This window comes from Paludisphaera sp. (assembly GCF_037189885.1).
GTDB lineage: Bacteria > Planctomycetota > Planctomycetia > Isosphaerales > Isosphaeraceae > Paludisphaera.
On sequence record NZ_JBBCIR010000030.1, the window covers coordinates 39129 to 53253 of the forward strand.

Below are 14125 nucleotides of genomic sequence, written 5' to 3' on the forward strand. Positions count from 1 at the left end.
GTTCCTCCCAGCCAGGTCGTCGCGCGGGGTGTCGATCCACGTGGGCGGGGGCGCCCGTGTCATGCTAGGGGCGCGCCGGGGGCGAGTCAACGCGGGCGGCCGACGCGTCCCCCGCGCGGGCGGTCGCGTTGCCGCCGGCCGTCGCGATGCCGTAAGATGCTGGGATGGTTCCTGACCGCGGCGGATGGGGAAGGCGCGACATGGCGACGGACGTGAACGCGAACGGGAGGCTGGGCGAGAGGCTCCCTGGCCTCACCGCCAGGATCGTGGCGACCTACGAGGGCTGCCAGTCGATCAACCACCTCGGCCACTCCTCGCTCCCCAGCTACCGCGAGGTCGTCGAGATCCTCGGCGACCTGCGCGAGATCATCTTCCCGGGGTACGGCCGGCGGCAGAACCTCCACATGGGGAACGTCGGCTACCACGTCGGCGCGCTCGTCGACGGGCTGTTCGACCGGCTCCGTCGGCAGATCACCCGCGCCTTCCAGCACGACTGCCAGGCCCGCGAGCCGTTCGCCGACTCCGAGGCCAGGGCCGAGGTCTTCGCCCTCCAGTTCCTGGAGCGGATCCCCGACCTCCGCGCCATGGCGGCGGGGGACGTGAAGGCGGCCTACGAGGGGGACCCGGCCGCATCCAGCCGCGACGAGATCGTCTTCTGCTACCCGGGCGTCGCCGCGATCGTCGTCTACCGCCTGGCCCATGAGATGTACAACCTGGGCGTGCCGCTCATCCCCCGGATGATGACCGAGTACGCCCACGGCAAGACGGGAATCGACATCCACCCCGGCGCGACCATCGGCCGCGAATTCTTCATCGACCACGGCACCGGCGTGGTCGTCGGCCAGACGACCGAGATCGGCGACCGCGTGAAGATCTACCAGGGGGTCACCCTGGGGGCGCTGAGCTTCCCCCGCGACGAGTCCACCGGCGACATCGTCCGGGGCCGCAAGCGGCACCCGACCATCGAGGACGACGTGGTGATCTACGCCAACGCCACCATCCTGGGCGGAGACACCGTCATCGGCCGGAAGTCCGTGATCGGCTCGTCCGCGTGGATCACCCGCAGCGTCGCCCCCGGGACCACCGTCACCATCGAGGCCCCCAACCTCCGCTATCGCGAAGGCGCCCCCGGCGAAGTCCGCCCCGACGACGCCTATTCCCAGCGCCTGAACTACCAGATCTGACCGATCGCGGATTCCGCTCCCGCGAGGGGAAAGCAATCCCTCTCCCCACCTCCGCCGCTCGGCGGGCGAGGGCGGCGCGCGACCGTCGTCGACTCCCACGGTCGCCGTCGCGCAGGGCCCAGCTCGCGACCGAAGACTTTTCGCGGCCAGGACTTTCCGCTTCATCAACCTGGGGCGCGACGCGCCGCGGCGGGTCCACGCGCTTCCCCCGCCGACGCGACACCCGCGCCTCCCTCGCGCGAGTCAAATGCCTGGCCCCCGGGCCGTCCTGGACTCGGTCGACGCTTTCGTAATAAGCGGAAGGTGCGCATCCTTGTAAAACTGGCCGCTTGCGATCGTATCATGATTGCGTAAAATCGCCGGAACTCGCCGCCATCAAGCAAGAATTAGTCGGATGCCGGCCAAGAGTTCGCTCCTTCGATGCAAGAAGGGAATCGGGTGATGCCGAAGCCAGACAACTCGCCGGCGAGCCTGACGGAAGTGATCCTCGCGGAGTTGGACCTGATCTTGCAACGCCGAGATCCCCCCGCGAGCGTTCCGGATCGGGCTCGCGACGATGCGGACCGGTCAACCGGCCGCGCGGACGCGCCGGGCCGCTCGGGGGTCTGGGCCGTCCTGGGGCGGCCGCTGGCGTGGCTCGGGCTGGGTGCCCGCGAGGGCCGACCGGCACCGGGCGAGACCGCGTCGAGATCGGCCGACGAAAGCTCCCGCCCGTCCCCGGACAAGCCGCGACGCTCCCCCCCGGAAGCGGAGACAGAAGCCCTCCGCCGGGCCCGGATGGCGAGGTATCGCAAGAAGGCCTTCGGGCCGACGGGCACCCCCCCGGCGCCGTCGCGTCCGGACGCGGGCCGCTCGGGGTTCTGGGCCTCCCTGCGGCGACTGCTGGAGGATCTCGGCCTGACCGTCGGCTTCGTCGAGCCCCCCGCCAAGAGCACGATCCCCCGCGGCGGTCAGGCGAAATTGCCGCCTCCCCCCGGGCCGACGGGCGCCGACTCCGCATCGACGCCTCCCACCGGGCCGCCGGACGCCGACTCCGCGCTGATGGACGCGCGGGTCGCCATGCTCGAGGAGCACGTGACGGGGCTGGCGATCTCGGGGGGGGGGATTCGGAGCGCGACGTTCGCGGTGGGGTTCCTCCAGGGGCTGGCGAACCTCGGGCTGCTCAAGCGGTTCGACTACCTCTCGACGGTCTCCGGAGGCGGTTACGCCGGCGGCTGGCTCGCCGCATGGCTGAAGCGAGAGGGGGACGTGGAGAATGTCGAGCGGCAGCTCGACTACGGCCGCATCCGCCAGGCGACCGCGGAGCGAGGGTCCTTCAACCCGGCCGCCCGGCCCCTGCCGGTGGTCGACGAGGAGCCCCAGCCGCTGCGGCACCTGCGGTCGTTCAGCAGCTACCTCTTCCCGAATCCCGACCCGCTCTCCGCGGACGTGTGGACCGTGGTGATGATCTGGATCCGGAACGTCGTCATCAACCTGATGATGCTCTTCCCGCTGGCGTTGGTCCTGGCGCTGGCCGCCCGGCTGGCCGTCTTCGGGTTCGATTACATCAACGCCGAATCCTCGCCGGACTCCCTGTACGGCTGGGAGGTGGCCTGGCTTTTCCTGGTCGCGGGCGTCGTGTCGGCGAGCCTCGCGATGCGGCTCAACGCGCAGTCCCTCGCGGAATTCCGGGTCCGGGGCGGACGGCGGCCCCCGCGCGCGGAGCGGAGGGCCTTGATCGTGGCCGGGGCCACGCTGGTCGCGGCGTTCTGCCTGGCCGCCTGCTCGCGATGGTTCCTCTGGAACCTCGGCGAGTGGCTCGCGCGGCCCGGTCAGGCGGGGCGAGTGACGCGGCTCCTCGACGAACCGGCGTCGGAGTATCTGCCGGGCAGCTCGTCGGTCGTCGGGAACCTCGTCGAGCTGGCGACCAACCACCTGGACTTGCTGCACCTCCCCTCGTTCCTGTTCATGTCGACGGTCTTCGGGCTCTTCATGGCGAGCGGCTCGGTGGCGATCGGCCTGCGCCAGGGGTGGGCGAGATGGGAGTTCGCGAGGGCGGCGTTCCTGGCCGGGGCCAGCGGCGGGGTGCTGTTCGTGCTCCTGCTCGCGATGATCCGAGGGTTCGCGCGGGTCGATCGACCGGACCTGATGGCGACCTTCGCGGTCCCGGGGGCGCTGGGGGTGGTGATCGCCACGCTCATCGTGGAGGTGGCGATGGCCGGCCGGGCGATGACCGAGGCCGAGCGGGAATGGTGGGGCCGCTACGCCGCGAAGCTGGGCCTCATGGCGTTGTCCTGGATGGTCCTGATGGGCTCGTTGATCCACCTGCCGGGGCTGATCCTGTCGCTCGGCGGGATGGCGAGGGGGCTCCTGGCGTCCGGCTGGATCGGCACGACGCTGCTGGGGGTCTTGACGGGCCGCTTCGTCCTGCCGAGCGTCCAGGGGCGGGGGGGCGGCCGGGCCATCGCGAGGCTCGCGGCGTTGGCGCCGCCGGTCTTCCTGATCGGCCTGGGGGGGGCGGTCGGCCTGGTGGCGTCGCTGATGCTGAACGACCCGTCCCTGACCGCGGAGAACGTCCGCACGCCGGTCGGCTTCGACTATTACCTGCGGGGAGTCGTCGGCTCGGCCGGCTGGGCGATCGTGGCCTGGATCATCGTGTTCGGGGCCCTCACGCTCCTGGGCTTCTACCTGATCGACGTGAACCTGTTCTCGCTCAACGCGATGTACGCCAACCGCCTCGCGCGGTGCTACCTGGGCGCCTCGCGGCCGGTGGCGGCGTGGCGCGAGCGCTGGGACGCGACGCCCCGCGACACGACCGTGCCGGCCGGCGCCCCCTCGATCAGCGGCCCGGGGACGCGGTCGTGGCCGCCGGAGCGAGACCCGAACCCGGTGACCGGCCTCGACCAGGAGGACGACCTCCCCCTGGCCCGGCTGATGATCGGCCGCCGGTTCGCCTATCGGGGCAGGGACGGGTCGACGACGTCGGACCGGCCCTACTGGGGCCCTCACCTGCTGATCAACACCACGCTGAACCTCGTCGCGGGCGAGGACCTCGCCTGGCGCAGCCGCAAGGGGGAGTCGTTCCTCCTCTCCCCGCTCTACTGCGGCTCGAAGTCGGTCGGCTTTCGCAAGCTCCCGGAGGCGGGCCAGGCGTCGCGGAACCTGACCCTCGGCCGCGCGATGTCCGTCTCCGGGGCGGCGGTCGACCCGAACATGGGGGTCTACCAGTCCGGGGCGTTGACGGCGCTCCTCGCCGTGTTCAACGCGAGGCTCGGCTGGTGGGTGCAGAACCCGCGCGACGCCCGACGGTGGGTGGCGCGCGGCCCCCGGTTCGGCGGCTGGCTGGTGAACGAGCTCTTCGGCAAGACCCACGGCACGGGCGACTACGTCCACCTCTCCGACGGCGGCCACTTCGACAACTCGGGCGTCTATGAGCTGATCCGCCGCCGATGCCGCTACATCGTCGCCGTCGACGCGGGGGGGGAGTCCGACTCGTCGAACTCGAACCTGGCGACCCTGATCCGCCTCTGCCGGATCGATTTCGGCGTCCGCATCCAGATCGACACCGAGCCCCTGCGGCCCCGAGGCGACGAGCGGCTGACTCGCGCCCACGCCGTCGTCGGGAGCATCCGCTACGACGACGTCGACCACGGCCAGCTCCCCGGCGTGCTCGTCTACGTCCGGACCTCGATGACCGGCGACGAGCCCCCCGACCTCCAGAACTACGCGCGCGGCGACTCGAACTTCCCCTACCAGCCGACCGACATCCGCCAGTCGTTCGACGAGGAGCAGTTCGAGTGCTACCGCTGCCTCGGCGACCACATCGCCACCGACGTCCTCCAGGACGCCGTCCACCGCCTGCGCGACGACGCGGACGCCCCCCACGCCGAGTACGTCCCGCGCCTCTTCGCCAGGCTCCAGGCCCGCTGGAGCGACGCCGCCCACGCCCTGGACGAGGAGTTCCTGGAATCCGCCAAGGACTGGATCACCCTGCAACGCGACCTCGAAAGCGAGCCGGCCCTGGCGCGGCTCAGCCGCCAGATCTACCCCGAGCTGCCGCCGCTCTCCAGCCCCGCCCCCGGCACCCCCACTCCCGACTACGAGCGCGCCGAGTTGCACGCGGTCATCCGCATGCTCCAGATCATGGAGAACGCCTGGCTGACCCTGGCCCTCCGCCGCAACTCCGGGCTGCCCATCAACCGCGGCTGGCTGAACACCTTCCGCCGCTGGGCCAACACGCCCGCCTTCCAGGCCTTCTGGCCGTCGCTCCGGCCCGAGTACGCCGCGGAGTTCGTCCGCTTCTGCGAGGACGAACTCCACATGATCCCGGAGAGGGCTAGGATCGTCCCGCTCGACGGCCACCGTCGGTCGTTCACCCCGGCGGTGATCAGGCGGCTGGGCGGCGGGCCGACCCCGCGAGGGCGCCGGGGTCATCGTCCGCGCGGGGGGGCGGTGCTGGCGAAGCTGCTCGAAGAGTACCGGCGCGAATGGGCGACCGACCCGGACGCCCCGAAGCTGGACGACCAGCTCGCGCGCTCGCGGGACCTCGCGCCGGGGCGATCCCGGCCCGCCTGGCTGATCGTCCAGGGGGCCTGGCCCCCGAAACCCGGAGGAAGCACCTACGTCCTGGGCATCGTCCTGGCGGCGGACTTCCACCGTCTCGCCCAGGACTTCCCCGGCGTTGGGCTCGCGTCCGCCACGCCGCACAACGGCATGCACGTCGAGTTCGTGGTCTGGGTGCGCCGGGGCTATCGCTCCAGCGAGTTCGGCTCGCCGGCGGTCCGCGAGATCATCGAGAAGCGGCTCGCGCCGGCTCTAGGGGTCGCGACCCCGCCGACCCTCTGGTCCCGGTACCCCAAGACGGGCGAGCGCGGCGACGACGATCATGAGCGGACCACCTGGTTGAATTTCCTGGCGCGCTTCGACTTCCGACGGATCCCCCCGAATGGCGGTCAGCGATGGTCGTCCACTCTGTTGCGGAGGGGTTAATCATGAAAATCATGCGCGTGAATCCGGTCCCGACGATCCTCCTCGTCGTCGGCCTCCTCGTTCTGACGGTGCTCTACTACAGCGTCGTGCGCGGCCGCGAGGCCGGCGGGGTCGCGTTGCCCAGGCCCCCGCGAGTGCCCAAGATCGTCTCCCTGCCCCAGGGATGGTCGCCCCGGGAGGCCAGCGAGTATCACTACACGACCCAGGGGACGCGGTTCCTCCCGCTCCACTGGTTCATGGCCCTGGAGGCGCCCAGCCCTGACCCGATCTTCAAGGGGACGAAGTTGGCCTCGCGCGAGTATCTCTCGCGGTTCGGATTCCTCTACGAGCCCGCCAGGCCCGACGAGCCCGCCAGGCCCGACCCACATACGAATTCCCGCGCGAACGAGATGGATCTTCCCATCGGCTTCGCCATCGACACCTGGACGGACGAGGTCAACTATATCGACCCCCCCATCCGACGCCCGACGAGGATGGTCGGCCTCACCTGCGCCGCCTGCCACACGGGCCGGCTCGACTTCCATACGGAGAAGGGCCCCGTGGTGGGCGTACTGATCGAGGGCGGGTCGGCGATGATCGACCTCGGCAAGTTCCAGGAGGCGGTCGGCCAGGCCCTCTTCTGGACGAACCGTTATCGCGCGGACAGGTTCGCCGAGGAGGTGGCGATCGCGCAATTCCGGGATGAGAACGATCGTGTGCCCTCCTCCGAGGAAATGGTACCGCTGAAGGAGGAGATCAAGGCGGACCTGGAACGGCTGATCAAGTCGGGCATCACGGACCGGAGCTACGCCAAGGAGCGCAAGCTCCACCGCATCGCGGGCGGATTCTCCCGGACCGACGCCCTGGGGCTCATCGGCAACCGCGTCTTCGGCCCGCTCAACAACGAGAACCAATCGGTCACCGACGCGCCGGTGAACTTCCCCGCCCTGTGGGACACCTCTTGGTTCGACTGGGTCCAGTACAACGCCTCGATCCGGATGCCGCTGGCCCGCAACATCGGCGAGGCCCTGGGCGTGGGGGCGGCCGTTAAGCCCGCGCGAAATGCGGACGAGACGACCAGGACGACCGTCCGAATCGGCAACATGGCCTGGATGGAAGACTTCCTCGGGGGCGACGAGCCCCTCCCCCGGCACGCCGAGGGCGGCGTCCCCGGTGGCGGCCTTCGTCCCCCGCGCTGGGAGGATCTCGCCAGGGCCGTCGCCAAGGCCGGGGGCCTGGACACCCCCGAGGCCGTCGCGGCGATGACCATCAATCCCAAGCTGGCGGCGGATGGGGCCAGGCTCTACATGGAACATTGCTCCCGCTGCCATCTCCCCCCTCGCGCCACGCTGCGCGAGGAATGGAGCCTCGGGGACTCGAAGTACTGGCAGGAGGACGCGCGCAGCGGGAGGAAGTTCCTGCGACTCAACGTCGTCGACCTCAGCGAGGTCGGCACCGACCCCAACCAGGCCACCAACTTCTACCGACGGTTCGCCACCGTGCCGAACCCCCGCTTCAACGTCCGTGGGTACCGGCGTAATGACGAAAACCCCGCCCGCCTCGCCGTCGGATACCCTCGCGCCGGCACCCGCGAGACCATCTCCGCCGCCGAGGGGCTCTATCGCATCACCTCCATCCTTCGAAAGGAGCACTTCGAGAAGAAGAAAGTCGGCGGCAAGGTGAGAAACCTGTTCGAAGCGGGGATGGAGGAGGAGCGATGGAAGCTCGACCGCCACCGCACGCTGCCGATCTTTTCCGGCGACGAAATCCTCCTCGCCGATGTCAACAATATCCTCGACAGGAAGGCGATCGAGGACATCATCCGCGGCAACCTGGGCTACAAGGCCCGGCCGCTCGACGGCGTCTGGGCCACGCCCCCGTACTTTCACAACGGCTCGGTCCCGAATCTTGAGGAGGTCCTCACGCCCGCCGAGGGCCGGTCCAGGAAATTCTACCTGGGGAGCACGCGCTACGACCCCGTCCGCGTGGGCTACCACACCGAGCACTTCGACGGCGCCTTCCTGATGGACACCACTCTCCCGGGCAACAGCAACTCCGGCCACGAATTCCGCAACTTCAGCCTGGATGAGCTGGAATCGGCCCTGGTGGCCCCTGAAGACCGACGCGAGGGCCAGAGCTGGGAGGTCCGCTGGTCCAGGGTGCTCGGTAAGGATGCCCGCAAGCTCTCCGACCAGGAGATCTGGGAAGCCGCCCGAGACCGGACGTGCCGCATCCTGAGAGAGTTGCGAGGTCGGAACCACGATGGGGAGAAGGGACGGTCGGCGGGAGGCCCCGCGATCATCAAGGACCCCGACTTCGTCGGCGTCCGCGGCGTGCTCGACCCGGAGTTCACGCCCGAAGAGCGTGCAGCCTTGATCGAGTACCTCAAGACCCTTTGATCGGCCCGATGGCGTGGGGAAGGACCGCGATGAGAGCCCTGATGAACGTGTGCGGAGTTCTCATCGTCGTCCTGGCCGCGTTGGCCGCCCGGATGGCCTGGACCAGCGACTTCGACCCGGAGCCGTCGCGGGGGCTCAAGAAGCCCATCCTGGGCCTCGAACTCGCGGCGACCGCGAGCGAGGTCCGCTCGGTATTCCGGGATCCCCTCGGCTACCGCAACCGCAACGTCTTCCGCGAGTTGCTCGAATGGGACGGGCCCTTCATCATCTGCTACGCCTCGTTGCTCGTGGGCCTCGGGCTGACCGCCGCCTTCCGGCGCGGGATCGGGGGGAAGGGCCAGGCCGCGCTCGTCATCGCCCTGGCGATCGGGGCCGCCCGGTTCGACGCGAGGGAGAACCGCGGCATCCTGACGCTGATCGAGACCCGTTCTCACGCCCTCACGGACGAGATGGCCCAGGTGGTCCGATCGGCCTCGCTCGCGAAGTGGGGCTGTTTCTTCGGGGCGATCGGGGTGATCTCCGCGATTTTCCTGACCGCGGGGACGACCACTCGAGGGGGCCGCAACCTCGCCCGATCCGCCGGGCTCCTGTTCCTGTCCGCCTCGGGGCTCGGCGCGATCGGCCTGATCTGGCCGACGATGCTCCATCGGGCCCTGTGGTTGGCCTCCCTCGGCTTCCTGACGACCCTGGTCATGATCGCCGTCTGGCCCGACGCGCTGGAGAAGGGCCACGAAGCCCGACCGGCCCGGTGAGCCGTGGCTATCCGATCGCGCTGATCGGACCCGAAGCCGCTCAGCGACCGTGGCGCGAGGCGAAGACCAGCCAGCCGCCGGCGCGGAGGCTGGGGAAGCGGCCTGGGTTGGGGATGGGGGCGGCGGTGACCTCGTCGAGGGGGATCGACTCGTCGACGCGGAAGCCGGCTAGGGCGAGTTCCCGACGCAGCTCGCCCCAGCGGTAGAGGTGGACCTCCATGCCGGGGATGCCTCGGTACGTCATTCGTCGGTCGCCGAACTCCTCGCGGCGGGATCGCAACAGGCGGGGGACCTGGCGGAGCAGCCACTTGCGGCCCTGGGGGTCGCGGAGGTTGAGCCAGACGTTGTGAGCGTGCAGGGCCAGCCTGCCGCCGGGCTTGAGGATCCGGGCGGCCTCGGCCAACGCCTGGCGGCGGGCGTCGCGGCCTCGGATCATGCCCAGCGTGCTGAACATCGACAACGCGTAGTCGAAGGTCTCCGGCGGGAAGCAGCCCAGGTGGCAGAGGTTGGCCTGGACCGGCAGGAGCCGATCGGCCGCGTCGGCCTCCTCGGCCTTGCGCGCGACGACCTCCAGCATCGGCCGGGCCAGGTCGACGGCGACGACCGAGAACCCGCGTTCGGCGAAGCGGATCGAATGCCGCCCCGCGCCGCAGCCGAGGTCGACGAGCCGTCCGGGGTCCCGGAAGCGGGCGTCGAGGGCCTCGGCGTCGGCGTCGAACAGCGGGTGGTCGGCGAAGTAGGCGTCCTCCTCCGCGGCCAGCCGGGGCGTGTTCAGGTACTCCCAGAGCGGGGCGTTCACGCCGGGGGGCAGCCGCCAGGCGGGGGGAGGGCGTCGGGCGCTCATGGGGTGGCCAGCACCTTCCCGGAGCGCGCCGGGATCTCCAGATCGCGGATCACGCCGGCCTCCACGCGGCGGCGGGCGTGCGTCCAGGGGTCGGCCAGCTCCACGCCGTCGGCGGCCTGATCGTGGACGGGCAGGTCGATCCGCGCGGGGGACGAGCCGACGTTGAAGGCCACGACGACGGTCTCGTCGCCGAGCTTCCGCGCGTGGGCGAAGACGTCGCCGACGGCGCGCAGGACGCGGAACGAGCCCCGTCGCAGCGCGGCGCGGGAGCGTCGCAAGGCGACGCAGCGCTGCGTCTCGTGGAGCAGGTCCAGGTCCCACGAGTCGCGGTCGTGCCAGGGGAACGCGCCGCGGTTGGCCGGGTCGTGGCCCCCTTGCATGCCGATCTCGTCGCCGTAGTAGATCGAGGGGGCGCCGAGATAGGTCATCTGGAACAGGGTGGCGAGCTTCAGCGCGGAGACGTCCCCGTTCGCCAGGGTGACGAACCGGGCCATGTCATGGCTCCCCAGCAGGTTGAGCATGACGGCGGTGATCTCGGGCTCGTAGATCCCGTGCAGCCGCTCGATCGACCGGGCGAAGCTCTCGGCGCCGGGCTCGGGGAGGGGGAACAGGCTGGTCCGCTTCAACTCGTCCAACTGGACCTCGCCCCGCGAGAAGAACGAGAGGCAGGCGCGGGTGAAGTGGTAGTTCATCACCGCGTCCCACATGTCCCCCTGGAGCCAGTGCTGGGAGTCGGTCCAGACCTCGCCGACGATATAGGCCTCGGGGTTTGCGGCGCGGACGCGGTGGCGGAACTCGCGCCAGAATTCGTCGTCGTCGATCTCGTTGGCGACGTCGAGCCGCCAGCCGTCGATGCCGAACTCGATCCACTTCACCGCGACGCCCAGCAGGTACTCGCGGACCTCGGGATTCTGGATATTGAACTTGGGGAGCGCGGGGAGGTTCCACCATGCCTCGTAGTTCGGCGCGACGTCGAGGTGGTAGGCGTTGACGGGAAAGCCGGCGACCTTGAACCAGTCGAGGTAGGCGGAATCGGGCCCGTTCTCCAGGATGTCGTGGAACTGGAAGAATCCTCGGCTGGCGTGGTTGAAGACGCCGTCGAGCACGACGCGCATGCCGCGGTCGTGGGCCGCGTCGAGCAGGCGTCGCAGCGCGGCGTCGCCCCCGAGCATCGAGTCGACCTTCTCGTAGTCGTGGGTGTGATAGCGGTGATTGGAGGCGGACTGGAAGATGGGCGTGAAGTAGATCGCGTTGACGCCGAGATCACGCAGGTGGTCGAGGTGCTCGACCACGCCGACGAGGTCCCCCCCCTGATAGCCGTTGTACGTCGGCGCCGCTCCCCATTCGTCGAGGTGCTTGGACTTCGGCACGCTGCGGCCGCGCGCGAAGCGGTCGGGGAAAATTTGGTAGAAGACGGCGTCGCGCACCCAGTCGGGCGTGTCGGGTCTCTCGGTCGTCACTTGGCGCTCCGGCGGTCTTCGGGCGGGAGGACTCGGGATGATGGAATCGAGGAGCGAAACTCGTCATCTCCTCTCCCAGGGGGAGAGGGGCCGGAAGAGGGGGCGGATCGGCGGGCTCCCGCTCCCATTCTATACGATCACCCCACCTCGATCTTCACCCAGTACATCTGGCCGCGGTCGCCGCGGACGCGGAGGTCTTCCAGCATCGGGCGGAACTCCAGGCGGGGGATCGTCTTGTGGACGGTCTTCCGGTTGACGCGGACCTCCAGCTTGCGGCGGAAGTCCACGAGTTCGGGCCCGGCCCAGACGTCCAGGCGGGTGACGCCGGAGACGGTGACGTCCAGGAGGTTGCCCAGGCTGCTGGTCTTCAGCTTGATGGTCGCCGGGGAGAGGTTGCGGCCCAGGGGCTCGACGGCCTCGGGCGCGGTGGTCCGGCCCTCGGCGAAGGCGCGGACGACGATCCCGTGGCGGCGGTCGTCGCAGCTCCGGGCGGCGTTGGCGTCGAATGCCTTGGGGTAGGGGTCGCGACGGCGGGGCTCCATCCAGTCGAAGATGGTGGGGATCTCCTCGGGGAACTCCTCCAGGCCGCGACGGCTCATCTCCATGTAGGTGACGTCCCAGACCTTCTGGATCATCGGCTTGACGTAACCGTTGAAGACGACCTCGGTGGAGGCCGGGGCGAGGTCGCCGATGACGCAGAGCAGGGGGAGGCGCTCGTGCTGCCCCATCGAGCGCGGGACGTACTTGCCGGGGAGGCCGGAGACGACCGCGACGCCTGCGAACAGGTCGGGATGGCCCAGGGCCACGTCCCAGGCCATCTCGCCGCCGCCGAGCTGGCCGACGGCGAAGACGCGGTCGGAGTCGACGGCGTAGCGGCGGCGGGCGTCGCGGACGGCCAGCTCGACGGCCGCGTGCTCGCCCGGGGTGTACTGGTATCGCGACGTCCCGTCGGTCGCGCGGTGCTCGGGGGCGATCACGATGTAACCGCGCCGGGCCGCCTCGCCGCCCCAGGCCGCGACGGCCGCCTCGGGGCCGTCCCCGGAGTGCATCACGACCACGGCCGGGTACGACCGCAGGGGGTGGTACTCGGGGGGGAGCTGGACGTGGTACGTCGTGGGGATGGAGTCCTCGGCCTCGACGTGGTTGACGATCACGCCCTCGGCCGCCTCGTCGGAGGGGCGGCGGAATGGGGGGGGCATCAGCCGGCAGAGCTTCTGGGCCAGTTCGAGCCTCGGGATTTCCGGGGACTCCGGCGGGCCCGGCGGCCACTTGAGGGCGTCGAGATCCGCCAGGATCGCCTCGCGGGTCGGCTCGTCGTCGGAGCGGAGGTAACGGGCGATGAGGTCGCGGGCGGTCCAGAGGGCGTCGGCCTCGGCCAGGTGGGGGACGGCCGACTCGATGCCGACGACGTAGCCCGACATCGCCAGGGCGAGCTGCGCCTCGACGCTGGGCCTCGACTCGGCCTTGGCCCGGCGCCAGGCGGCGAGGCGGTCGCGGACGGCGTCCGGCGCCTCGTCGAGCGCCTTGCGGACCTCGGCGAGCCGCCCCTTCCAGGTCTCGCGGAGCGAGGGGGAGAGCCCCAGTTGCAGGCGGAGGAGGTCGTGGGCGGTCTCCCGGTCGTCGCGACGCTGGTCGTCCTCGCGGCGGATCTGCTCGCGGACCTCGACCTGGATGTCGGTGTCGATCTCGGGGTCGTCGAAGGTCTTCAGCAGCTCGGCCGCGGCCTTGAACCGCTTCGCGCGGCGGAACACGTCGACGTCGGAGCGGCGCTGGGTGGCCTCGGCCTGGATGATGAACCGTCGGGCGTTGGCGGCGCGCTCGGCGAGGTCGCCGTCGGGGAACTCCTTGACGACCTGCTCCAACTCGGCCCTGGCCTCGGCGTTCCAGCCGGCCTCCATCATGAACCGGACGACGCGCTCGCGCTCGGCCTGGTTGTCCCGCTCCACCCGGTGCAGGAGGCTGAGGAGGACGTCGCGCGGGATGGCGCGGGTGGCGGCCTGGCCCTGCCAGAAGCCGTCGACGCCGCGGAAGCGCACGACGTGCGGGCCGATCTCGTTGATGGCCTGCTCCATGACCACGGGCTTGGACGACCGCCCGATGTAGCGGAACTTCCGCCGGCCCTTCTCGTCCCAGGGCTCCGCCGCGACGCTCACGACCTCGCGAGGCATGGCGCCGGCGTGGACGGTCAGCGGCTGGACCAGGGAGAATTTCTCGCCCGTCCGCAGGGAGTTGTCCGCGATCACCCGGTCGACCTTCGAGTCCCGGACGACGATCTTCTTGGTGCCGTCCCAGAGGTAGAGCAGGGTCTCGCCGTCGCGGTCGGGGGCGGCGACGGTGCGGTAGGAGACGCCGTTCTTCATGATGACGGTGTCGGCGCCCGCCCCGAGGGCGAAGGCCGAGATCATCGCGAGGCACGCCGGCGCGAAGGCGAGCCCCCCCCGAGTGCGGGACCGCATCGAGTCTTGCATCAGGCTCCGCCGCCTCCCTGAGCTGGGTCGATCGAACCGATCCAAATCCGAGCATGACCCGCGTCCATCGC

The 14125-nt window shown here is 70.3% G+C and carries 7 protein-coding genes; 4 read left to right on the forward strand and 3 right to left on the reverse strand.

Annotated elements, in window-relative coordinates; all coding sequences use genetic code 11:
• Positions 1 to 200 precede the first annotated feature (200 nt).
• The 4 genes from epsC (at position 201) to WG209_RS10795 (ending at position 9282) form a co-directional block, all read left to right on the forward strand.
• A complete protein-coding gene (epsC, locus tag WG209_RS10780) occupies positions 201 to 1184 on the forward strand; it encodes a serine O-acetyltransferase EpsC (protein ID WP_337175044.1) in 984 nt (327 codons plus the stop codon).
• Between the two features lie 441 nt (positions 1185 to 1625).
• Positions 1626 to 6152, forward strand: coding sequence for a patatin-like phospholipase family protein (locus WG209_RS10785; RefSeq protein WP_337175045.1), 4527 nt, complete (start codon positions 1626 to 1628; stop codon positions 6150 to 6152).
• Positions 6153 to 6154: 2 nt separating this feature from the next.
• Entirely contained in the window at positions 6155 to 8530 is a 2376-nt protein-coding gene (locus WG209_RS10790) for a di-heme-cytochrome C peroxidase (protein ID WP_337175046.1), read from the forward strand.
• Between the two features lie 29 nt (positions 8531 to 8559).
• A complete protein-coding gene (locus WG209_RS10795) occupies positions 8560 to 9282 on the forward strand; it encodes a hypothetical protein (protein ID WP_337175047.1) in 723 nt (240 codons plus the stop codon).
• Positions 9283 to 9322: 40 nt separating this feature from the next.
• Here the strand turns inward: WG209_RS10795 and WG209_RS10800 are convergent, their stop codons facing one another.
• The 3 genes from WG209_RS10800 to WG209_RS10810 form a co-directional block, all read right to left on the reverse strand.
• Complete coding sequence (locus WG209_RS10800) at positions 9323 to 10126, reverse strand: class I SAM-dependent methyltransferase (RefSeq protein WP_337175048.1); 804 nt, start codon at positions 10124 to 10126, stop codon at positions 9323 to 9325.
• On the reverse strand, positions 10123 to 11586 hold the full coding sequence (locus WG209_RS10805) for a glycoside hydrolase family 13 protein (protein WP_337175049.1): 1464 nt from the start codon (positions 11584 to 11586) through the stop codon (positions 10123 to 10125). The genes WG209_RS10800 and WG209_RS10805 overlap by 4 nt, the downstream gene beginning before the upstream one ends.
• 137 nt (positions 11587 to 11723) lie before the next feature.
• Positions 11724 to 14054 (reverse strand): PHB depolymerase family esterase, encoded by a 2331-nt coding sequence (locus tag WG209_RS10810; RefSeq protein ID WP_337175050.1) that lies wholly within the window; start codon positions 14052 to 14054, stop codon positions 11724 to 11726.
• Positions 14055 to 14125: the final 71 nt, after the last annotated feature.

Coding starts and splice junctions, on each gene's coding strand:
- WG209_RS10790 (WP_337175046.1), top strand. CDS start 6,155: ATGAAAATCATGCGCGTGAATCCGGTCCCGACGATCCTCCTCGTCGTC.
- WG209_RS10810 (WP_337175050.1), bottom strand. CDS start 14,054: ATGCAAGACTCGATGCGGTCCCGCACTCGGGGGGGGCTCGCCTTCGCG.
- WG209_RS10785 (WP_337175045.1), top strand. CDS start 1,626: ATGCCGAAGCCAGACAACTCGCCGGCGAGCCTGACGGAAGTGATCCTC.
- WG209_RS10795 (WP_337175047.1), top strand. CDS start 8,560: ATGAGAGCCCTGATGAACGTGTGCGGAGTTCTCATCGTCGTCCTGGCC.
- epsC (WP_337175044.1), top strand. CDS start 201: ATGGCGACGGACGTGAACGCGAACGGGAGGCTGGGCGAGAGGCTCCCT.
- WG209_RS10800 (WP_337175048.1), bottom strand. CDS start 10,126: ATGAGCGCCCGACGCCCTCCCCCCGCCTGGCGGCTGCCCCCCGGCGTG.